The organism is Enterococcus lactis (assembly GCF_015751045.1).
Classification (GTDB): domain Bacteria; phylum Bacillota; class Bacilli; order Lactobacillales; family Enterococcaceae; genus Enterococcus_B; species Enterococcus_B lactis.
In genome coordinates, this window is record NZ_BNJW01000021.1 from 1 (window position 1) to 22,830 (window position 22,830).

General features: G+C 39.8%; 17 protein-coding genes and 1 pseudogene. 16 read left to right on the plus strand and 2 right to left on the minus strand.

The window, feature by feature from the left end; genetic code table 11:
- Positions 1–244 precede the first annotated feature (244 nt).
- Together queA and KFO35_RS10865 are read left to right on the plus strand one after the other, a co-directional pair.
- Complete coding sequence (queA, locus tag KFO35_RS10860) at positions 245–1,276, plus strand: tRNA preQ1(34) S-adenosylmethionine ribosyltransferase-isomerase QueA (protein WP_002293403.1); 1,032 nt, start codon at positions 245–247, stop codon at positions 1,274–1,276.
- Between the two features lie 865 nt (positions 1,277–2,141).
- On the plus strand, positions 2,142–4,781 hold the full coding sequence (locus KFO35_RS10865) for a cation-translocating P-type ATPase (protein WP_156272315.1): 2,640 nt from the start codon (positions 2,142–2,144) through the stop codon (positions 4,779–4,781).
- Positions 4,782–4,949: 168 nt separating this feature from the next.
- Here the strand turns inward: KFO35_RS10865 and KFO35_RS10870 are convergent, their stop codons facing one another.
- Positions 4,950–5,648 carry a DUF975 family protein gene (locus KFO35_RS10870; RefSeq protein ID WP_025477297.1) on the minus strand — a complete coding sequence of 233 codons (699 nt, stop codon included), beginning with the start codon at positions 5,646–5,648 and terminating at the stop codon, positions 4,950–4,952.
- 215 nt (positions 5,649–5,863) lie between these two features.
- Here KFO35_RS10870 and tgt point away from each other — a divergent pair, with 215 nt between their 5' ends.
- The 9 genes and pseudogenes from tgt to KFO35_RS10915 all read left to right on the plus strand — a co-directional run bounded on the left by tgt (position 5,864) and on the right by KFO35_RS10915 (position 16,458).
- Entirely contained in the window at positions 5,864–7,009 is a 1,146-nt protein-coding gene (gene tgt / locus KFO35_RS10875; protein WP_002294183.1) for a tRNA guanosine(34) transglycosylase Tgt, read from the plus strand.
- Between the two features lie 96 nt (positions 7,010–7,105).
- Positions 7,106–7,486, plus strand: a complete 381-nt coding sequence (gene yajC, locus KFO35_RS10880) for a preprotein translocase subunit YajC (RefSeq protein WP_002293398.1) — start codon at positions 7,106–7,108, stop codon at positions 7,484–7,486.
- 304 nt (positions 7,487–7,790) lie between these two features.
- Positions 7,791–10,388: a bifunctional acetaldehyde-CoA/alcohol dehydrogenase gene (gene adhE / locus KFO35_RS10885; RefSeq protein ID WP_025477298.1), complete on the plus strand. Its 2,598-nt coding sequence runs from the start codon at positions 7,791–7,793 to the stop codon at positions 10,386–10,388.
- A 229-nt stretch (positions 10,389–10,617) separates the two neighbouring features.
- Positions 10,618–11,724 (plus strand): beta-galactosidase BglB, encoded by a 1,107-nt coding sequence (gene bglB, locus KFO35_RS10890; RefSeq protein ID WP_002309738.1) that lies wholly within the window; start codon positions 10,618–10,620, stop codon positions 11,722–11,724.
- A 16-nt stretch (positions 11,725–11,740) separates the two neighbouring features.
- On the plus strand, positions 11,741–12,769 hold the full coding sequence (locus KFO35_RS10895; protein WP_002293394.1) for a TRAP transporter substrate-binding protein: 1,029 nt from the start codon (positions 11,741–11,743) through the stop codon (positions 12,767–12,769).
- A gap of 5 nt (positions 12,770–12,774) precedes the next feature.
- Positions 12,775–13,254, plus strand: a complete 480-nt coding sequence (locus tag KFO35_RS10900) for a TRAP transporter small permease (protein ID WP_002315590.1) — start codon at positions 12,775–12,777, stop codon at positions 13,252–13,254.
- Positions 13,255–13,269: 15 nt separating this feature from the next.
- Positions 13,270–14,560 (plus strand): annotated as a pseudogene (locus KFO35_RS10905) (TRAP transporter large permease).
- 10 nt (positions 14,561–14,570) lie between these two features.
- Positions 14,571–15,395 carry a sugar phosphate isomerase/epimerase family protein gene (locus tag KFO35_RS10910; RefSeq protein ID WP_002315592.1) on the plus strand — a complete coding sequence of 275 codons (825 nt, stop codon included), beginning with the start codon at positions 14,571–14,573 and terminating at the stop codon, positions 15,393–15,395.
- 163 nt (positions 15,396–15,558) lie between these two features.
- Positions 15,559–16,458: an AraC family transcriptional regulator gene (locus tag KFO35_RS10915; protein WP_070703907.1), complete on the plus strand. Its 900-nt coding sequence runs from the start codon at positions 15,559–15,561 to the stop codon at positions 16,456–16,458.
- A 116-nt stretch (positions 16,459–16,574) separates the two neighbouring features.
- Here KFO35_RS10915 and KFO35_RS10920 read toward each other — a convergent pair whose 3' ends face one another.
- Positions 16,575–17,444: a helix-turn-helix domain-containing protein gene (locus tag KFO35_RS10920; protein ID WP_156272317.1), complete on the minus strand. Its 870-nt coding sequence runs from the start codon at positions 17,442–17,444 to the stop codon at positions 16,575–16,577.
- Positions 17,445–17,596: 152 nt separating this feature from the next.
- Here KFO35_RS10920 and rhaB point away from each other — a divergent pair, with 152 nt between their 5' ends.
- The 5 genes from rhaB (at position 17,597) to fucO (ending at position 22,715) form a co-directional block, all read left to right on the plus strand.
- On the plus strand, positions 17,597–19,057 hold the full coding sequence (gene rhaB, locus KFO35_RS10925) for a rhamnulokinase (RefSeq protein ID WP_002336141.1): 1,461 nt from the start codon (positions 17,597–17,599) through the stop codon (positions 19,055–19,057).
- Positions 19,054–20,310, plus strand: coding sequence for an L-rhamnose isomerase (rhaA, locus tag KFO35_RS10930; protein ID WP_002315597.1), 1,257 nt, complete (start codon positions 19,054–19,056; stop codon positions 20,308–20,310). The genes rhaB and rhaA overlap by 4 nt, the downstream gene beginning before the upstream one ends.
- A 13-nt stretch (positions 20,311–20,323) precedes the next feature.
- Entirely contained in the window at positions 20,324–21,169 is an 846-nt protein-coding gene (gene rhaD, locus KFO35_RS10935) for a rhamnulose-1-phosphate aldolase (protein ID WP_002293380.1), read from the plus strand.
- Position 21,170: 1 nt separating this feature from the next.
- Positions 21,171–21,482 carry an L-rhamnose mutarotase gene (gene rhaM / locus KFO35_RS10940; RefSeq protein WP_002315598.1) on the plus strand — a complete coding sequence of 104 codons (312 nt, stop codon included), beginning with the start codon at positions 21,171–21,173 and terminating at the stop codon, positions 21,480–21,482.
- An 81-nt stretch (positions 21,483–21,563) separates the two neighbouring features.
- Complete coding sequence (fucO, locus tag KFO35_RS10945) at positions 21,564–22,715, plus strand: lactaldehyde reductase (protein ID WP_070703909.1); 1,152 nt, start codon at positions 21,564–21,566, stop codon at positions 22,713–22,715.
- Positions 22,716–22,830 lie beyond the last annotated feature (115 nt).

Below are 22,830 nucleotides of genomic sequence, written 5' to 3' on the forward strand. Positions count from 1 at the left end.
TGAAATAAGACTCTATTATTACAAGTTCATCCGTTGTAAGATGGGTATAGGTCATTTGTACTCACTCCTTATAATTCTTTGGTCGGAACTATTTTGAGTGTAGCACAAATGACTTTTTTAGTTGTCTAGCTTAATTTTACAATCGGCGGGAAATAAAAAGCTAGGATAAAAATGTGCTGATTTTGCCAACAGAACGAAAAACATGATAGAATGATGAAGCACATGATAGAAAGTGAGTGACGATATGTTAACAACAGAAGATTTTGATTTTGACTTGCCGGAAGAGTTGATCGCACAAACACCATTAAAAGACCGCGATCATTCTCGTTTACTTGTTTTGGATCGGAAAACTGGAGAAATGAAAGACAAGCATTTCCATGAAATCATTGAAGAATTACACCCTGGTGATGCGCTAGTCATGAATAATACACGCGTTCTACCTGCTCGTTTATATGGAGAAAAACCAGATACTGGTGCTCATTTAGAAGTCCTTCTTCTAACGAATACAGAAGGAGATACGTGGGAGACATTGATCAAACCTGCGAAACGTGCCAAAGTTGGGACAAGAATCTCTTTTGGTGATGGCAGATTGCAAGCAGTAGTGAAAGAAGAATTGGAACACGGCGGACGTATCATTGACTTTGAGTATGAAGGAATTTTTCTAGAGATTCTTGAATCGTTGGGAGAAATGCCATTGCCTCCATATATCAAAGAACGTCTGGAAGACCCAGATCGCTATCAAACTGTCTATGCGAAAGAAAATGGTTCTGCTGCAGCGCCAACAGCGGGATTGCATTTTACGAAAGAACTGCTTGATGAGATTGAAGCAAAGGGTGTTGAATTAGTCTATCTGACACTACATGTAGGGTTAGGTACATTCCGACCTGTCAGCGTAGATAAAATTGAAGAACACCATATGCATAGTGAATTCTACCGTTTGACGGAAGAAGCAGCTGAGCGATTGAACCAAGTACGTAAAAATGGCGGGAAAATCGTGGCTGTCGGAACAACTTCAATTCGAACATTAGAAACGATTGGGACGAAATTTAATGGAGAAATCAAAGCAGACAGCGGATGGACTGATATTTTCATTACGCCTGGCTATGAATTCAAAGTGGTAGAAGCTTTCTCAACTAATTTCCATTTGCCAAAATCGACTTTAGTCATGTTAGTTAGTGCCTTTGCAGGAAGAGAATTGACTTTATCTGCTTACCAGCATGCGATTGACGAGCGCTATCGTTTCTTTAGTTTCGGAGATGCGATGTTCGTGAAATAAAACTGGTTAGAACGATCGTACTATGAGTATTAAAATGTCAAGAATATCTCCGTAAAAACAAAGAAAAAAGCTGCCAATTTTTTAACTGGCAGCTTTTTTCGATGCTTCTATTCGCAGATAATTATGCAGTTGCGTTTCTGCTTTGAAGCACGTGTTATTACTAGAAACTTCATTAACGAGTAATAACATTGAAGAAGTTAAGAACTATCTTTATGATACACCAACTTTTCAGCGACAATCGATCAATTTTTGTATGAAAAATGTAGTAAAATGCAAGTTAAAAGTTAAGAAAAATGCGTACAAATAAGAAAAAGCCGAGCTCTCGATAAGCTCGGCTTTCTTGTATCTCGGAAGGATTCAAATAAACAGAAATGATTGTAACTTTCCATCATACATGCAAAGCACGGCGTTGAATTTCTTCATGTTAAACAAAAATTTTGTTTTCGTTACATCTTCAACATTTGAAACATCTCTTGTTCCTATTCAATTTTCAGACGTTTACGTTATTCAATTGTTACGTATCGCATTACTTCTTGTTTCGGATACTTCGTGATCCAAACATCCATACGCATTCACTATTTATAGTTTTGTACTCTACACGCATGTCTGGGTGAAACCTGTACTTCTAACAACTTTGTTTGCTTACACTGTTCTATCGAGAAATTCTTCTGTTTATTTGATGGTATCCTCCTTCCTTACATCTATATAATAGCATCTTTTGGTAGCGTTTGCAAATGTAAGTGCTTTGGATTTTATACTTTCTTAACAAATAATCAATAGGCCCTTTGTTTGAAGTAATTAAAAAAAGGATGTTATAGTAAAATTAGTACCTTTTTTTGTACGAAGATTTTAAAGGAGGAATAGGATGGAAGAATACAAGCAGACAATAGAAGAAGTAAGGAAGGTAACGGAAGCAGATCCAGATACTGGGTTGTCTTCACAAGAAGTGGATGAACGACGAAAAAAGCAGGGATTGAATAAATTCGATGAGGCACCAAAAGAATCAATGATCAAAAAATTCTTTCGAAGCTTGTCGGATTTTACAACGATCATCCTTCTTATAGCAGCGGTGATTTCCTTTTATACTGCATTTGCTACAGAGCATGGAGATTTATTTGAAGGACTGCTGATCGTCGCTATCGTTGTAATCAACTCGGTATTGGCAATCGTCCAAGAAGGAAACGCAGAAAAAGCACTGGAATCCTTGCAAGATATGAATAAACAAACGGCAACTGTCATACGTGACGGCAAAGTGACCACTGTCGAGTCAGAGAAACTGGTGGTTGGGGATATTCTTGTTTTAGAGTCCGGTGATGCTATTTCTGCCGATGCCCGTTTGATCGAAACATCCCAATTTCGTGTAGAAGAATCGGCGTTGACTGGAGAAAGTGAAGCAGTCGAAAAAGATGCAGCATTCGTCGCAAAAGAAGATGAGTCATTAGGTGACCAACTTAATATGGTATTTAAAGGGTGTACGGTTGCTGCAGGTCGTGGGAAAGCCATCGTCACGGCTATTGGTATGGCTACTGAAATGGGTAAGATCGCGGATCTTTTGAACGAAAACACCATGCAAAAGACACCTTTACAGGTCCGGTTGAATCAGCTAGGCAAACGAATCAGTATGATCGCTTTAGCGGCTGCGGCTTTAGTATTTGTGATTGGTGAATTACAAGGAGAACCACTCCTTGAAATGTTCATGACTTCGATTTCCTTGGCTGTTGCAGCTGTACCGGAAACCTTGACTGTTATTGTTACGTTGACACTTGCATACGGTGTGCAGAAGATGGCGAGGAAACATGCGATTATCCGGCAGCTACCAGCAGTAGAGACGCTAGGAACCGCTAATGTTATCTGCTCAGACAAAACAGGAACGCTGACACAAAATGAAATGCGCGTCCGCCGAGTCTGGAGCAAAGACGATGAAGTAACGAATATCGAAGACTCAATGACGAACAGCGCGATGGAAATATTGAAAATGGCTGCATTATGTACAGATGTGACGGTCGAACAAGAAGACGATGATCTTGTTATCAAAGGTAATCCAACAGAGGTAGCCATCGCTAGGGCTGTTGAAGAGAATTATCATACAAAAGCAGAATTAGAAGAAAAATATCCACGAGTAAACGAGCTTCCTTTTGATTCTGAACGAAAAATGATGACAACAGTTCACCAAATGGGCGAAAAATACATCTCAATCACCAAAGGAGCATTCGATGTTCTTGCTCCGCGCTTTAGTTCAGGCGATGTAGAACAAGCAGCAATCGTTAATGATCGTTTCGGTAAACGGGCACTGAGAGTGATTGCTGTTGGTTATGCTACTTATGACGAAGAACCGCAAGATATTTCTTCTGAAGCGTTGGAAAAAGACTTACGTTTGATTGGTCTGATCGGAATGATCGATCCGCCGCGTCCAGAAAGTAAAGGAGCAATCAAGCGAGCGAAAAAGGCCGGCATCGAAACAGTCATGATCACTGGAGATCATGTGGTAACTGCCAGTGCCATAGCGAAAGAATTAGGTATCTTGAATGATCCGTCAGAAGCACTCTCAGGATCAGAACTGCATCAATTATCAGACGAGGAATTAGATGCGCGTGTCAAATCTCTCTCTGTCTATGCTCGGGTAACGCCAGAAGATAAGATCCGAATCGTCAAATCTTGGCAACGTACGGGTGCAGTCGTAGCGATGACTGGTGATGGCGTGAATGATGCACCAGCGTTGAAAGCAAGTAATGTCGGATGTGCCATGGGGATCACAGGTACAGATGTGGCGCAAAGTGCCGCAGATATGATTCTGACGGATGACAACTTTGCGACGATCGTCGATGCTGTCAGTCAAGGACGCTCGGTTTATCAGAATATTCGTAAAGCAATCAACTTTTTGCTAAGTTGCAACATTTCTGAGATCTTTATTGTTTTGATTGCGATGCTGTTAGGTTGGGGCGCACCATTCACAGCTGTACAGTTACTGTTTGTCAATGTAGTTGCCGATGGACTTCCAGGATTTGCTTTAGGAAGAGAACCAGCAGAACACGGCATCATGGATCAGCCACCTATTCCGAAAAACGAAGGGATCTTTGCTCGAGGCTTATTGCAAAAAATCGCCATAAACGCAGGGGTCTTTACCATCGTAACTTTGTTTGGTTATTATTTAGGTAGTTATGTCGATACTATCAGCCCATGGGTAGACGCAAGTCAACATGTCGGTCAAACAGTTGCATTCTTGATCTTAGCTTACTCATCAATTTTGCATGTGTTCAATGTACGCAGCAGTCAATCGATCTTTAAAGTCAATTTAGCAACCAATAAAGCTTTGGTAGAAATGGCGTTACTGGCATTAGCTATTACAACGGCTGTTGCTTTGCTGCCGTTTATGCAAGAACTATTCGGCCTAGTACACATCAGTTTGAATCACTGGTTCTTGGTAGGGATTTTGTCTATCGTACCAATCGCGGTCAATGAACTGATCAAGTTCCACCGATTGCCGGAAGCAGAAGGAGAGGAATGATCAACTGTTTCTAAGTTGATTTTCTTTTTACTGGAACTATACAAAAAGGAGGTGTGACATGAATGTTGTCACACCTCCTTTTTTGCTAATAGGCTGAATATTTCTTTTACTGCCTCTCGATAAACGGTGTTCTCCTGCCAACCCCTCGGTCACAAGTCACACTCTCTTTTAAATATCTTTCGGCAATTGTTCATAAAATGCTGCTTTTGTTGTAGAAATGTATGGGCTGAGCCATAGATAACCGATACCAGCAGTTGCTAATGCTAAGATATGCCAGCCGATAAATGAAAGATCTAACCAGAAAAGTTTTCCTTTGTAACCATCCATCAATTTTCGACTTGCGGTGATCGTATCCAGTACTTTAGGCGTTTGACCTGTTTCTTGGACGATATCATAATAGATAAAATAGCTTTGAGAATAAGAATAGCTTTTAATGATTCCAGGAATAACTAATAGCAAACCCCATAATGTTGTAAAGATTGAAATCAACACAGCTAAACCGATCACTCCGCCGATAAACAAACCTTTGAATCCACGAAATGCATCTTTGAATGGTTCAATCTGATCTTTTTGACCACGTAAAACATCAAGATAAGTCCAAGAAATACCACTCATGAACAAAGCGCTGATAATGCTAGAAATAATTCCACCACCGCCTCCTGAACTACCGCTTCCTGATGCCATCGCATCTGAGACGTTCGCTGAGCCATCATATGTGGCAATAGCAAACAAGATAATAGGAATCATAATAAGAAGAATAGCAACAATACCAATCAATGTAGGGATTAGATTTAATAAAACAGCTTGACCCCACCGACCTTTTAAACTCTCTTTTGCTTGGCGTTTTAATTCTGCAGAAGATTGCATGATTTTACCCTCCTTTCTTTCATAAAACCAATATACCATGTATCAAAAAATATTTCTGTCATAATGTTTATTTCTTTTTTGTTATTCATGAAAAAAAATAAAAAAAAAAATATTAAATAAAGTAGAAGGAAGCCGAGGGAACTTGCAAAAAGCACTTGAAACGATTATGATGGTGGGAGTTGTCAAGATATTTTATATAGAAAGTAGGGAAATGAATGACGCAACCTGCCATTCGCTATCGTTTAATCAAGAAAGAAAAACATACTGGCGCGCGTTTAGGGGAATTGATCACGCCGCACGGAACTTTTCCCACACCAATGTTCATGCCAGTAGGAACATTAGCTACAGTAAAAACAATGTCCCCAGAAGAGTTGAAAGAAATGGGTGCTGGCGTTATTTTAAGTAATACATATCATTTATGGCTACGCCCTGGTGAAGACTTAGTAGAAGAAGCTGGCGGACTGCATAAATTTATGAACTGGGATCAACCGATTTTAACAGATTCAGGCGGCTTTCAAGTTTTTTCATTAAGTGATATGCGGAATATCGAAGAAGAAGGCGTGCATTTCAAAAACCACTTGAATGGTTCGCGTATGTTTTTATCACCAGAAAAAGCAATCAACATCCAAAATAAATTGGGCTCTGATATTATGATGAGTTTTGACGAATGTCCACCATTCGATGAAAGTTACGACTACGTGAAAAAATCAGTAGAACGTACGTCTCGATGGGCAGAACGAGGATTGAAAGCTCATGCTAACCCAGACCGTCAAGGATTATTTGGAATCATTCAAGGCGCAGGATTTGAAGATCTTCGTCGTCAAAGCGCGAAAGATCTAGTCGGCATGGATTTCCCTGGTTACTCAATCGGCGGGTTATCTGTCGGGGAACCTAAATCAGAAATGAACCGTGTATTAGAATTCACTACACCGTTGATCCCCGAAAACAAACCACGTTACTTGATGGGGGTCGGTGCTGCTGATTCATTGATCGATGGTGTTATCCGTGGAGTAGACATGTTTGACTGTGTCTTGCCTACTCGAATCGCTCGAAATGGCACATGTATGACTTCTCAAGGCCGTCTAGTAGTGAAAAATGCGAAATATGCCCATGATTTCCGTCCAATTGATGAGAAATGTGATTGTTACACATGTAAAAACTATACACGTGCATATATCCGCCATTTGATCAAATGTGATGAAACATTTGGCATTCGTTTGACTTCTTACCATAATTTATACTTCTTGTTGAATCTAATGAAACAAGTGCGTCAAGCAATCATGGATGATAATTTGCTTGAATTTAGAGAAGCCTTTTTTGAAGAATACGGGTTCAATAAAGAAAACGCAAAAAGTTTCTAAAGGAAAATCTTTTAAAAATTAAGTAAAAAACTAGTGTTAGCAGCATTTTTCTGCTAAAGTGTTTTTTGTAGATACAGAATTAGTGAGGTGAAAAAAATGGGATCATTACCAATGCTTGTGATGTTTATCGCGCTATTAGCAATGTGGTTTTTTATGTCACGTTCGCAAAAGAAACAACAGCAAGAACGTCAAAACTTGTTAGATAGCATGAAACCAGGTGATTCAGTCGTAACAATCGGCGGATTACACGGAGTTGTTTCAGAAATCGACAATGATAAACGGACAGTCGTTATAGACTGCGAAGGGATCTTCCTTGAGTACGATCGTGCAGCAATCAAAACGGTCAAACCAGGAACTGTCGTAACAAATGATGCAACGACTACTGTTGAAACAACAGAAGAACCAGCTGAGACAGTTGAAGTAAAAACTGAAACAACAGAAACGCTGGAAGAGACAGAAGAGAAAAAAGAAAAATAAGTATCAAAGCTTATTTAAAGACGAGGTAGGGCAGAAAGGTGTCCTACCTCATTTTTTATTCAAAAAAGAAAGAGATAAGAGCATAGGATACATTGCTCAACGTTGAATAATCGGATGTGTCATATAAATAATAATAAATAACTTTATATATTTTTCCATGTAAACACTTATAAATAAAGGGATTTTATATTTAAAAATAACTGTGAAAAAAATCACAAAAAAGTGTTTACATAGAAAAACAAATATTGTATGATATACATGTGAATGATTTAACAAATAACCATGACCCATTAGGAGGATAATGATGGCTAAAGTAATGGAAAAAGAAAAAACGAAGACAATTGACGTACAAGCAATGATTGATGGTTTGGCAGAAAAAGCAAATGTAGCATTGAAAGAAATGGAAAGCTTTGATCAAGAAAAAGTGGACCATATCGTGCATGAAATGGCAATGGCAGCTTTAGATCAACATATGCCATTAGCAAAGATGGCTGTGGAAGAAACAGGTCGCGGTGTTTACGAAGATAAAGCAATCAAAAATATGTATGCGTCCGAATATATTTGGCATAATATCAAACATGATAAAACAGTTGGTGTAATCAATGAAGATGTCCAAAAGGGATTGATTGAAATTGCTGAACCAGTCGGTGTGGTTTGCGGAGTAACTCCAACAACGAATCCGACTTCCACAACGATTTTCAAATCAATGATCGCGTTGAAAACAAGAAATCCAATCGTTTTTGCTTTCCATCCAAGTGCCCAAAAATCTTCTGCAGAAGCAGCACGAGTGGTACGTGATGCTGCTATCGCTGCCGGAGCTCCTGAAAATTGTATCCAATGGATCGAACATCCATCGATCGAAGCGACTTCTATGCTAATGAACCATCCAGGTATCGCGATCGTCTTAGCGACAGGTGGAGCTGGAATGGTCAAGTCTGCTTACTCTACAGGAAAACCAGCTTTAGGTGTAGGTCCAGGTAACGTACCAGCTTATATTGAAAAAACAGCAAAAATCAAACGTGCAGTGAACGATTTGATCGTTTCGAAAACATTTGATAATGGGATGATCTGTGCTTCTGAACAAGCTGTGATCGTGGACAAAGAAATCTACGCAGCAGTAAAAGCAGAATTCCAAGCACACCAAGTTTATATCGTAAAACCAGATGAATTGCAAAAATTGGAAGATGCAGTGATGAACGAAGGGAAATATGCGGTCAATCCATCAATCGTTGGACATTCTGCGATGGAAATCGCTAATTTGGCAGGAATCAGTGTACCAAAAGGAACGAAAATGCTGATTGCTGAATTGGAAGGCGTAGGACCAGATTATCCGCTTTCAAGAGAAAAACTTTCTCCAGTTCTTGCCATGATCAAAGCTAACAACATGGACCATGCGTTTGATTTGTGTGAAGGTATGTTGAATCTTGGAGGATTAGGACATACAGCAGTTATCCATTCAGAAAACGAAGAGTTGCATGTCAAATTCGGTCTTCGAATGAAAGCTTGTCGTATTTTAGTGAATACACCATCTGCAGAAGGCGGCATCGGTGATATCTATAACGAAATGATTCCGTCATTGACTTTGGGATGCGGTTCTTATGGTAAGAACTCTGTTTCTCGTAACGTCTCTGCTGTAAACTTAATCAATGTCAAAACTGTAGCGAAACGGAGAAATAACATGCAATGGTTCAAATTACCGCCAAAAATCTTCTTTGAAAAGAATTCTCTATTGTACTTAGAGAAAATGGAAAATGTTGAACGTGTCATGATCGTTTGTGACCCAGGTATGGTCCAATTCGGTTACTGCGATACAGTTCGTGAAGTATTGGCACGACGCAAAAATGATGTGAAGATCGAAGTCTTCTCAGAGGTTGAACCGAACCCATCAACAAATACCGTATACGCAGGAACGAAATTGATGGCAGACTTCAAGCCAGATACAGTGATCGCTCTTGGAGGCGGTTCTGCAATGGACGCGGCTAAGGGAATGTGGATGTTCTATGAACACCCAGACACATCTTTCTTCGGTGCAAAACAAAAATTCTTGGATATCCGTAAACGGACATACAAGATCGATAAACCAGAAAAGACACAATTCGTATGTATCCCGACAACATCAGGAACTGGTTCTGAAGTAACACCATTTGCGGTCATTACTGACAGTGAAACACATGTGAAATATCCGTTGGCAGATTATGCATTGACACCGGATGTCGCAATCGTCGATCCTCAATTCGTTATGTCAGTTCCAGCATCTGTCACAGCAGATACAGGAATGGATGTGTTGACGCATGCAATTGAATCTTATGTTTCAGTCATGGCTTCAGATTATACACGTGGGTTGAGTCTGCAAGCGATCAAGTTAGTCTTTGACTATTTAGAAAAATCAGTGAAAACACCTGATATGGAATCACGTGAAAAAATGCACAACGCTTCTACAATGGCTGGTATGGCGTTTGCTAACGCATTCCTAGGTATTTGTCACTCAGTCGCACATAAAATCGGTGGGGAATACGGGATCCCTCATGGGCGGACAAATGCGATTCTTTTACCGCATATTATCCGCTACAATGCAAAAGATCCACAAAAACATGCGATGTTCCCTAAATATGACTATTTCCGTGCAGATACAGATTACGCAGATATTGCAAAATTCTTAGGTCTGAAAGGCGAAACAACAGAGGAATTAGTCGAAGCTTTAGCAACTGCTGTTTATGAATTAGGAAAATCTGTCGGCATCAACATGAGTCTAAAAGCTCAAGGAGTCACACAAGAAACACTAGATACTACCGTAGACCGTATGGCTGAATTAGCTTACGAAGACCAATGTACGACAGCTAATCCGAAAGAACCATTGATCTCTGAATTGAAACAAATCATCATTGATGCTTACAATGGATAAGCAAAAGAAAGCATAGAAAAGAGATAAAAAAATAGATGAAAAAGAACTTGGAAAACGTTGTTTCTCCAAGTTCTTTTTTTGTTTTCTAAGTATTTGAAAGTTACTTTTGTTATTTAACGTTTAGGTCAATTTTAGACAGTTTTTGTTCAAAAAGCGATATTTATAATGAACGGTATTACTGCTATATTAAGGATATAAAAATGAAAGCGTTTAAAAAGGTGGCATAAAGATGATTATTAAAGAAGAGATTTTTGTACCTAAAGAATTAGTGAAAGAAAAAATTGACCTGCTCGTTGAAAACCTGACAACGATCAAAGACGATAACGGTGAATTTTTATTGGACTTTGATGGATTGAAAGTAGATGACAAAAGCTGGACAGTATGGAATTGGCCACAAGGTGTCGGATTATACGGTATTTATAAAAATTACCAGATGACAAAAAATCCTCGCGCTTATCAAGTAGTCAATGAATGGTTTGAAGATCGGATGGAAGAAGGCGCTCCCCCAAAAAACGTCAATACGATGGCCCCGTTGTTGACGATGGCTTACTTGTATGAAGACACGAAAGATTCACGCTATTTGCCTTATTTAGAACAATGGGCAGAATGGGTCATGAATGACATGCCTCGGACAAATGAAGAGGGGTTGCAACATGCCACATATGGACCGGAAAATAAGAATCAGCTGTGGGATGATACATTGATGATGACAGTGCTTCCTTTGGCAAAAATCGGGAAACTGTTGAATCGCCCAGAATATTTAGAAGAAGCACGTTACCAGTTTATGATCCACATCAAATACTTGATGGATAAACGGACAGGGTTGTGGTATCACGGCTGGACGTTTGAAGGAAATCATAACTACGCCGAAGCATTTTGGGCTCGTGGAAACTGCTGGTTGACGATTGCTATTCCAGAAATCATCGAGATCTTAGAACTATCGAAAGAAGATGCATTGCGCAAATTGTTGATTGAAACACTTGAAGCACAAGTGCGCGCATTAAAAACTTATCAATCTGAAAGCGGTTTATGGCATACGTTGTTAGATGATCCTTCTTCTTATGTGGAATCTTCTGCAACTGCAGGATTTGCTTACGGTATTTTGAAAGCGGTCCATAAACGTTATTTGCCGCAAGAATATAAAGAAGTCGCTTATCGTGCTATCCAAGGATTGCTTGAACAAATCGATGAAAAAGGAGAAGTCCAAAACGTTTCAATCGGGACAGGAATGGGGGATAGTTTAGATTTTTATCGGAATATCGGAATCACAGCAATGCCTTATGGACAGTCGTTAACAGTGCTTTGTTTGACAGAATTGCTCGTCTCTTATTGTTAAAAGAAAGGAAACCCATATGAAAAAAACATCACTGCTGTTTGCAGCAAGTTCGCTTAGCCTAGGTCTGCTAGGTCTAAGCGGCTGCGGAAATAATTCTAGTGTGGCAACTGTCGCAGATGCAGACGTAAATGAGACAGTTACCTTGCGCTTTGCTTATGCAAGCAACAGCCAGCCGGTAATTGATGCAATGAATGAATTTGGGCGTTTAGTAAAAGAAAAAACAGACGGTTCCGTACAGATCCAGTATTTTCCAGATGGACAACTGGGTGGAGAACGGGAACTAATCGAGTTGACACAGTCAGGAGCAGTAGATTTCACAAAAGTAAGTGCCTCAGCATTGGAAAGTTTTTCTAAAGATTATTCGATTTTTTCAGTCCCTTATCTATTCAATGATGAAGAACATTTCTTTAAGGTGATGGATAACGAAGAAATAATGGAACCAATCTACCAATCAACCAAAGATTTAGGGTTTACCGGATTGACCTATTATGATTCTGGTCAACGCAGTTTTTATATGGTAGACGGTCCAATCCATACACCGGAAGATTTGAAGGGAAAGAAAATCCGTGTGATGCAAAGCGAAACAGCTATTAAAATGGTCGAGCTTTTAGGCGGTTCGCCAGTCCCCATGGGAAGTGATGAGGTATACACTTCTCTTCAATCCAATTTGATCAACGGATCAGAAAACAATGAGTTTGTCTTGTATACAGCTGGACATGGCGGGGTAGCTAAATACTATTCTTATGATGAGCATACACGTGTGCCCGATATCATCATCATGAATGATGCTATCAAGGAACAGCTAACTGCTGAACAGGAAAAAGCGATTGAAGAAGCAGCAAAAGAATCGACGGTTTTTGAAATCGAAGCTTTTGCCAGAGCAATTGAAGAAGAGAAAGCTTTAGCACAAGAAGAACATGGAGTTCAATTCAATGATGTAGATAATACACCGTTTCGAGAGGCAGTCGCACCGCTTCATGATACATTCAAAAACGATCCTGCCTACAAAGACCTTTATCAAAAGATCCAAGAGCAAGGAGCGTAGCTGTGATGAAAGTGATTTTAAATAAGGTGTTAGAGATCCTAGGAGCTGTTTTGCTTGTTGGGATGGTCGCTGTCGTTTTATGGCAAGTATTTTCCAGAACGGTTTTAGGAAATCCGAATACGGTGACAGAAGAGCTTGTCCGATTCGGTCTTGTCTGGTTTGCCATGTTGTCTTCCGCGTATGTTGTGGGACAAAAAGCACATCTAGCCGTAACGGTTTTAAGTGAAAAATTATCTGGTAAAAAAAGTAAAATTTTAGAAGTCGTTGTTCAAAGTTTGTTTCTGGTATTTGCTGCGATGATCATGATGTATGGCGGATGGAATGCTGTCACGTTGACAATGGGGCAGATCTCGCCTTCTTTAAGCATTCCGATGGGGTACGTGTATTTGTCAATACCTGTCTCAGGTATACTCATCATTATCTATAGTCTGATCAATCTAATCGATACATTAAGCAACAAGCCAGCAATTCAAGAAAAAATATAAAAATGGAGGAATAAAATGGCAATAGAAGCCGGATTAGTGTTATTTTTTGTATTTGTCGTGTTGCTTGTATTAGGGATGCCGATTGCTATAAGTATTGCGTTCTCATCAATGATGACTTTATTGTTAGTTATACCGTTTGATGTTTCTGCTTTTAGTTCAGCTCAAAAAATGGTGGGAAGTATCAACAGTTTTTCGCTCATCGCTATTCCGTTTTTCGTTCTTTCGGGTATTATCATGAATAATGGAGGGATAGCCAAGAAACTAGTGGATTTTGCGATGTTGTTTGTCGGACGCGGGGGCTTTGGCTCATACGAATGTGTTAGGGAATGCTTTATTTGGTTCCATCTCTAGCTCGGCCATTGCCGCTTCTACCGCGATTGGCGGAGTCTTGATCCCTCAGCAAGTGGAAGAAGGATATGACCCGAAGTTTGCGACAGCGGTCAATATCGCGTCAGCTCCGACAGGTACGGTCATTCCTCCAAGTACTGCTTTTATCATGTATTCACTTGTTGCTGGTGGTGCTTCGATTTCGGCTTTATTTATGGGAGGGTATCTCGTAGGGGCTTTGTGGGCACTAGGAATCATGCTAGTAGCATTCATCGTTGCTAAAAAGAATAAATACCCTGTTGTCGAAAAAGGACAGATGGCTCATGCTGGAAAAATAATAAAAGAGGCGATTCCTAGCCTTCTATTGATTGTCATCATTATCGGGGGTATCTTGACGGGGATATTTACAGCAGTAGAAGCTTCAGCGATAGCTGTCATTTACTCCCTGTTGATTGCTATGTTTTACTATAAAACGGTAAAACTAAAAGATATACCTAATATGTTGTTTCAATCAGTAGCAATGTCAGGGACGATCATGTTCTTATTAGCTACTTCTTCCATGATGTCTTTCGCCATGGCGTTTACCGGTATTCCTCAGGCAATTAGTTCGTTGATTATGGGCGTAACGGATAATAAGCTAGTGATTCTGTTATTAGTCAATCTTGTGTTATTACTTGTGGGTATGTTTATGGATGTAGCGCCTGCTATTTTGATTTTTACACCAATATTTTTACCGATCGTCACAAGTGTAGGGGTTGATCCTGTACATTATGGATTGTTTTCAATCATGAATCTGTGTGTAGGCTCAATTACACCTCCTGTAGGTACAGGGTTATATGTCGGTGCAAGTGTAGGAGGCGTAAAAGCAGAAGCCATGCTGAAACCACTTCTTCCGTTTTATGGGATTATCCTAGTCGTCTTGTTTTTGATTACCTATTTCCCGCAAATCGTCATGTGGCTACCCAATATGCTGAGTTAGGAGAATAATTATGTTGAACATTACAATTAGAGGACATGATCTTTCCCAAGTCCAAACGATAGAAGACCTTGCAGAAAAAACAAAAGAACAAGGGATCCATACACTGCAGCTCGCCTTAGGTCTTTCGTTTCCTGAAATGTCTTCTGGCGCAAACGAAATCAATTCTGGGATGGGAAATTATGTCAAACGTGTCTTAGAAAAGCAAGAAGTGTCCGTAGGAATTTTAAGTTGCTATATCAATATGATTCATCCAGATTTAACGATACGAGAAGAGTTGCTGACAAAGTTCGAGCAGTATCTTCGCTATGCTCCTTCCTTTGGTGCGTCAATGGTTGCTTCGGAAACGGGATGTGTTTTGCCGGAAATCCAATATACGGAAGAAAATTTCACAGATGAAGCATTTGCTGAAGCAGTGTCCGTTATCCGTCGCTTGGTAAAAGCTGGAGAAAAATACCAAATGATGGTGGGGATAGAACCAGGTTTGAATCATCCGGTGTATTCTTTAGAAAGAGTAGAGCAGCTGATCCAAGCAGTGGATTCGGACTATCTAGGAATCATTTTAGATCCGACAAATTTGATTACAAGTACTGATTATCAAGGACAAGTCCAATTGGTAGAAGAAGCTTTTGAGCGTTTTGGTAAAAAGATATGTGCGGTTCATTTGAAAGATTTTCGTGTCGAACAGGAAAAAATCGTGCCGGTAAATTTGGGAGACGGTGTGATCGAGTACACAAAAATCAAAGAAATCATCAAGAAGAACCGTCCGTATCTGTATGTGGTTCTTGAAGAAACAAAAGATGATGGGATTCGTTATGGAAGAAGTCTTCTTGAATAATGTAAAGAAGACATTGATTAACTAATATTTAGAATGGAGGGGGCGGGGCTAGAAGATGTCACGTCTCTTCTTTTTTATAAGAGTATATAAAAGCAGCTCTTTTTGATTGCAAAAAACGTGATATAATATAATTGTGCACAACTGAACAAAGGAGGTGCAGCACATGCTTCAAAAGAAAATAAGCGGTGAGCAAGTCAATACGATGGTTTCTGATCAGTATGAAATCTATCATGTCAAAGATGTCGTTAGCCAAAATAAAACAATCTACCATCACCATGATTTCTATGAAATCCATGCTACATTAAAGGGCGAAGCGACTTTTTATTTGAACGGACGGCAATTTACGATCAAAGCAGGAAGTGTGCTGCTCATCCATTCCAACGATTTGCATCGTATCGTCCGCCAGTCTTCAGATGTATTCGAGCGTGTCTATATCTTTGTTACCCCTTCTTTTCTGGGAAGTCGTTCCACGCCATGGTCTAATCTATCGGCTTGTTTTCAACCAATGGGAGAGAAAAGGAGTCGTGTATTGCAAGTCGAACAGGAAGTATTGAAGCAAAAATTATCATTTATCGACCACCCTCCTGATAAAAAAATTTACGGTGAAGACATAAAATATGAACAAGCTCTGGTAGAATACTTGATTTTTCTCAATCAAGTAGTACAAAAAGAAGAGAGTGCGCAAGAACAGAATGCTGTAGTTCCAAATGAGCGTGTGGAACAAATGTTACAATATATCTCAAAAAATTTATCTCATCCGCTTTCTTTAGAGGAAATGGAGAAGCAATTTTTTGTCAGCAAATACCATATCACCCGAGAATTCAAAAAGTACACTGGATTTACGTTTCATCAGTATGTAATGAAGAAAAAGCTGATCTATGCCAAGCACTTGTTGCGAGAGTACCGTAGTTCTAGTGCTGTATATAGTAAAAGTGGTTTTTCATCTTATCCGCATTTTCTGAAAGCATTCAAGAGAGAGTTTGGTATAACGCCTAAAGAATTTTTGAAGCGCGATACACAAAACCAGCTTGTTCATTATGAACATTTTGAAGATGAACAATGAGAATAACCACCCCAAAATAACCGAAGTAGCTGCTGTTGTTTATATAGAAGCAGAAACTGCGGTTATTTTATTATTCTACTATATCTTTTAAAAAAAGTGCGTACATATTATATGAATCAGCTAAATTTACGAAAATCTCTCGGTGATAATCCAGTTTTTGCTTTGAACAAGCGACTAAAGTAAGCAAAATTCTCGATTCCGATTTCTTCGGAAATCATTCGAATAGTAAATTCTGTATACCGAAGAAGGTCTTTAGCGTAAGAGAGTTTTTTGCTGATTAAATAATCGATTGGCGGAGAACCGATGAATTTGGAAAAATCTTTGCTCAGCTGATATTTATTCAGTAAAAATTGCTGTTCTAATTGATCAAGTGTGATCGTTTCTTTGAAGTGTTCGTCCAAGTATTGCTTAAGCTTATAAACGTAAGGGGGAATATCTTCTTCTTCGAAATCCAGCTGATACTTCTGCAAAATCAGTTCATTCAACAGCTTGTGGATAGCTACAGAGGACTGGAAATCGGTACGGGCATTCGCACCTTGCTGCATGTGGATCAATTCTGTGATCAGATGATGGATCTTGTTTTCTGATGGATCACCTGTCGAATGGAAGGTGTTATGGCCGTCTTTTGTGAATTCTTGATAAAATGATTGGACGCTCTGACCATTCAAATGGATCCAATCCATTTCCCATGGTTCTTCGCTAATCGTTTGATAACGCTGATATTCTTGGCAGTCAATAAAAAAGAGGTCTCCAGCTTTTAGCTGGTGCTGATTAGCTTTATATGTAAGCAAACCCTCGCCAGACAAAGTAAATTTTATCAAATAAGAAGGTAAATGTGCTCGTTCAGTATAGTAAGGGACCGGCGCTTTAAAGTAGCCGATTTCTTGGATATAAAAAAATAAATTCCTACTTCTTTGCGTAGGTGTCAAGATCACTCTTTTTGAGTCTTCCGACCATGAGTGATTGGCTTTTTCCCAGTAATCCATGTAAACACTCCCAATTTGTCAAGATAATGCAATTATATACCAAAATAGTGTGAAGCAAAATATAAGTTTATGTAATATGATAGCATTGTTAATAAATGATAACGCTTTATTAAGGAAGTGTTAATCAACAATAAAGTAAAAGAGGTGGAGAAATGAATCCGACATTTGTTGCCATCGATATCGGTGCGTCAAGCGGACGACTAATGAAAAGTACGAGAAATGATGAAGGTTCTTTAGTCTTGGAAGAAGTACACCGATTCAAGAACGGCTTTCGGAAAAAAGACGGTCATGACCGCTGGAAGATCGATTATCTTATCGAAGAGATTTTGATTGGATTTGAAAAATTAAAGAAAACAGGGATCGATCGCTGTTTTGCAGGGATCGATACATGGGCAGTCGATTACTGTTTGATTGACAAACAAGGGGAACGGCTGAATGATCCGATCGCTTATCGGGACGATCGTACCGATGAAGCAGTAAAACAGTTTTCTGAAAGCTATTCTCTAGATAAGTTGTATGAGCAAACAGGGATTCAGATCCAGCCTTTCAATACCTTATTCCAATTGTTTGTCGAAGAAAAAGACCATTTGGCAAAAGCACATAAATTGTTATTGATTCCTGATTATTTAGGCTACGTCTTTACTGGCAATATGGTGACGGAAAAAACCAATGCGTCTACTATGCAGCTGCTGAATGCAGGGACAAAAGAGTGGGAAACAGAACTTCTTGAAAAAGTTGGTGTTTCGAAGGGATTATTTCCTCCATTGACAGAGCCGGGAACGATACTGGGAGATTTGCAAAAAGAAAAATTCTCAAAATATGATTTGCCAGATGTGACCTTTATCACAGTAGCAAGTCATGATACGGCGTCAGCTGTATTAGGCACACCAGGGCAAGGAGAACAGTGGGGCTATATCAGCAGTGGGACATGGTCGCTTTTAGGGATGGAAACAAAGATCGCCAATGTTTCTCGCGCCGCTTTTTCTGAGAATTACACGAATGAATGGGGCGCTCATAATACGGTGCGTTTCTTGAAAAATATCATGGGGATGTGGTTGATCCAGGAAGTTGCTCGAATGCAGGAGTACGAATACAGTTACGCGGAATTGGCAGAACTTGCTGCAAAAGAAAAGCCGCTGCAACAAGTGATGGAAATCAATGACCCTCGATTTTTGAATCCTAAAAATATGATAGAAGAGATTCAGCAATACTGTTTTGAAACAGAGCAGCCAGTCCCTGTTTCACCGGGAGCTCTCGCTCGTTGTGTGTATGATAATCTTGCTCTTTGTTACGCACAAGAGCTGATCAAAGTAGAACACTTGACTGGAACGAAATTGGAAAAACTGCACATCGTAGGGGGCGGATCGAATAATCGCTTACTGAATCAATTGACAGCAGATTATGCCGGAATCATTGTAGAAGCAGGTCCTAGTGAAGCCACAGCAATCGGGAATGTAGCCATGCAAATGCTCAGTACAGGTCAGTTTTCGAATATAGAACAAGCAAGAAATGTAATCAAACAGTCGTTTCCATGTGAAACTTTTTACCCAGATGAAAATAAGCAAAACACGATGGAATGGTACGTGAATAAAATCAAAGGAGTAATCGTATGAACACGATTGAAAGAAATTACGAACAAGCAAAAGAAAGATATGCAACTATCGGTGTAGATACAGATGCTGTACTAGAAAAGATGCAAGACATCAAAATTTCTATGCATTGCTGGCAAGGAGACGATGTCAAAGGTTTCTTGACACCGGATGGCGAATTGACTGGTGGAATCATGGCAACAGGAAATTTCCCAGGAGCTGCACGGACACCCGAAGAGCTTAGACAAGATTTGGAGAAGGCATATTCTTTGATACCGGGCAAACATAAGTTGAATCTTCATGCTATCTATTTGGACACAGAAGAAGCGGTCGATCTCAATGAGATTGAGCCGAAGCATTTTGAGAAATGGGTAGAGTGGGCAAAAAAAGAAGAGATCGGTCTTGATTTCAATCCGACTTTCTTTTCGCATCCAATGATGAAAGACGGCTTTACATTAGCTCACCCAGATAAAGAAGTTCGTGAATACTGGATCGAACACGGGAAAAGAAGCCGCAAAATCGCAGAATACTTTGGAAAAGAAACTGGACAAACATGTATCAATAACTTTTGGGTACCTGATGGGATGAAAGACAATCCAATCGACCGTTTTACCCCACGGAAACGTTTGATGGAATCGCTTGATGAAATTTTTACAGAAGAGCTAGATGAAGGGTATGTACAAGATGCAGTAGAAAGCAAACTATTTGGTTTAGGCGCTGAAGCTTATACAGTCGGTTCCCATGAATTTTATATGGGTTACGGGTTGACTCGTGACAAACTTGTTTGTCTAGATGCTGGACATTTTCATCCAACAGAAGTGATTTCCAATAAATTGTCTTCCTTAGCTTTATTCAGCAAAGGAATCATGTTGCACGTTTCTCGTCCAGTTCGTTGGGATTCAGATCATGTCGTTTTGATGGATGATGAATTGCAGGAAATTGCTAAAGAATTAGTCCGTAACGAATTACTGGAAAAAACGAATATCGGTCTGGATTTCTTTGATGCAACGATCAATCGTATCGCTGCTTGGGTCATTGGTACGAGAAATACACAAAAAGCATTAATGAAAGCTATGCTGGAACCAGTTAAGCGATTGAAAGAAATGGAGCTGGCTTTTGACTTTACTTCAAGAATGGCTTACACGGAAGAATTGAAAGATTTCCCGTATGCCGATGTATGGAATTATTTCTGTTACAAAAATCAAGTTCCAGTTGGTTTGGATTGGCTAGAAGAAGTCCAAGAATATCAAAAAGACGTGTTGGGATTAAGAAAATAGGAGTGTGGCTATATTGAAAAAAATAGATATTTTACAAGCGCCTTATGTGAAAGAAATGATTGAAACGACATCGAATCTTTATCGCTTGGGATGGGATGAACGAAATGGCGGGAATATTTCTTATTTACTCAAAGAGGAAGAGATCACACCGTTCTTGGATCCTGAAAAAGTGACCCGCCGCATCTCGATGATTTTTGATGCCAGCCGTTTAGCAGGATGCTATTTTATTGTAACTGGTTCAGGAAGATATTTTAAAAATGTAGCGAGCGAACCTGCCGAAAACCTTGGAATCGTTCGAGTTGCCGAGGATGGCAAAACATTAGAGCTTTTGTGGGGGTTAGAAAATGACTGCCTTCCTACAAGCGAGTTGCCAAGTCATTTTATGAGTCATATCGCCCGTTTAGAAGTAGACCCAGATAATCGGATCGTTATGCATTGCCATGCTAGCCATTTATTAGCGATGAGCTTTACGCATGAATTAGACGAACGTTCCTTTAGTCGTACGCTGTGGCAAATGTGCACGGAATGCTTAGTTGTTTTTCCAGAAGGGATTTCCATCATTCCGTGGATGGTTCCAGGAACAAATGAGATTGGGGAAGCAACAGCTGAAAAAATGAAAGAAACTCGATTGGTTTTATGGCCGCAACATGGAATCTACGGATCAGGAAAAGACATGGATGAAGTCTTTGGTTTGATCGAGACAGCAGAAAAGGCAGCAGAAGTCTATACGTACGTCAAAGCGCAAGGACCAATCTTGCAAACAATCACAGATGAGAATTTGTGGCGCTTAGCAGATGCGTTTGGTGTTACTCCGAAAGCAGGTTATTTGGAGGAAGTTCATACGAAAGCAGGTGTCTGACATGGTGAAAAAAGCCTTTTGCATGAAAGTTTACCCAGAAAAACAAGAAGAATACAAAAAAAGACATGATGAACTTTGGCCAGAGATGCGCACAGCGCTTCGTGAACATGGGGTCATCGACTATTCAATCTATCTTGATCCGAGTACAAGTTTATTATTTGGTTACTTAGTGGTCGAGGATGAAGAGATATGGGGGAAAATGGCAAATACACCGATCAATCAAAAATGGTGGAAATACATGGAAGATATCATGGAAACAAATCCAGATGCCTCTCCAGTCAGCCGTGAATTGACGCCAGTCTTTGAACTGTAGCAACAAGCAACTGGGCAACCGGTTGCTTGAAGTTCTTTCATTTTTATTGTGAAAAATAATACAAATTAGGAGGAATAGAAAATGAGTAATCGAATGATTTTAAATGAAACATCGTATTTTGGAAAAGGAGCGATTGAGTCAATCGTTCCCGAATTTCAGCAGCGAGGATTCAGCAAAGCAGCTGTCATTACTGATAAAGGATTGATCGAACATGGCATAGCGACAAAAGTAACAGAGCTTTTGGATAATGCAGCAATCGATTATGTTTTATACGACGGGATCGTACCTAACCCAACAATCCAAAACGTAAAAGACGGAGTGGCTTTTGTTAAAGAGGCAGAGGCAGACTGTTTAATCGCAATCGGTGGAGGTTCGCCAATCGATACGGCAAAAGCCATTGGGATTATTTTGACGAATCCAGAGTTTTCAGATGTCATCAGCTTAGAAGGTGTTGCTGATACAAAAAATCCATGTTTACCTATCTTAGCTGTACCAACGACTTCTGGGACAGCAGCTGAGGTAACGATCAACTACGTTATCACAGATGAAGCAAATCACCGGAAATTCGTCTGTGTCGATCCACATGATATCCCAATCGTTGCGTTCATCGACAGTGACATGATGATGGGAATGCCAAAAAAATTGGCTGCGTCAACAGGGATGGATGCTATGACACATGCTATCGAAGGGTTGATCACAAAAGGCGCTTGGGAAATGACTGATATGCTGCATTTGAAAGCAATTGAAATCATTGGTCATTCTTTGGAAGCTTCTGTAGAGGGTGATCAAAATGGACGAGAAAAAATGGCATTAGGACAATATATTGCAGGAATGGGCTTCTCAAATGTAGGTTTAGGACTGGTACATGGGATGGCTCATCCGTTAAGTGCATGGTACAACATCCCACATGGTGTAGCGTGTGCAGCGCTCTTGCCAACGATCATGAAATATAACAAAGAATATACTGGAGAAAAATACCGTGAAATCGCTCTTGTACTAGGAATCAAAGGAGCAGCTGAAATGTCTTTAGAAGATGTAAGAGATGCAGCTTGCGGTGAGATTGATCGGTTAAGCAAAGCGGTTGGAATCCCAGCGACCATTTCTGAGTTAGGTGTAAAAGAAGCGGATATCCCAGCAATTGCAGAAGATGCTTTGCGAGATGTATGCACACCAGGAAATCCAAGAGAAACGACAGTAGAAGAAATCATTGCCTTATATCAAAGCTTGATGTAAAAACGAAGCGGATCTTTAACTTTGAGTTGCCTATAAAGAGAAATAGCAGTTTGTATTCGGTTATCTCTTTTAAATGGATGGTATTTCCGCTATAATTTTTCTTATAAAGAAATAG